This window comes from Bacillus sp. SIMBA_074, assembly GCF_046534555.1.
In the GTDB taxonomy this organism is placed as follows: domain Bacteria; phylum Bacillota; class Bacilli; order Bacillales; family Bacillaceae_G; genus Bacillus_A; species Bacillus_A mycoides.
In genome coordinates this window covers 1-429 of the sequence record NZ_JAWRYM010000129.1, presented here as the reverse complement: position 1 = coordinate 429, position 429 = coordinate 1, and the positions used below count along the sequence as shown (strand labels likewise).

At 43.6% G+C, this 429-nt stretch carries 1 protein-coding gene; it reads left to right on the top strand.

Translation table 11 applies throughout. From position 1 onward, the window contains the following. Positions 1–30 precede the first annotated feature (30 nt). A partial coding sequence (locus SB773_RS30160; RefSeq protein ID WP_410593862.1) for an AIR synthase related protein occupies positions 31–429 on the top strand: 399 nt, incomplete at its 3' end.

The following is a 429-nucleotide window of genomic DNA, read 5'->3' as shown; positions in this document are numbered from 1 at the left end:
AATCCATCGTAAAAAACTGGAGGGAATCACATGTTATTACAGCTTGAACCAAGTCCGGAAAAAATTAAATCGGAGCGATTGTACGCAAGTATGGGACTATCCGATAAAGAATTTGCCATGGTGGAGAAAATCTTAGGCAGACTGCCGAATTATACGGAAACAGGATTGTTTTCCGTTATGTGGTCAGAGCATTGTTCCTACAAAAATTCAAAACCCATCTTAAGAAAATTCCCGATTACTGGGGAGAAAGTCCTTCAAGGACCTGGTGAAGGAGCTGGTATCGTTGATATCGGTGACAATCAGGCTGTCGTTTTTAAAATAGAAAGTCATAACCACCCATCTGCTATCGAACCTTACCAAGGTGCCGCTACTGGTGTCGGCGGTATTATCCGTGATGTCTTCTCCATGGGTGCACGTCCGATTGCGATG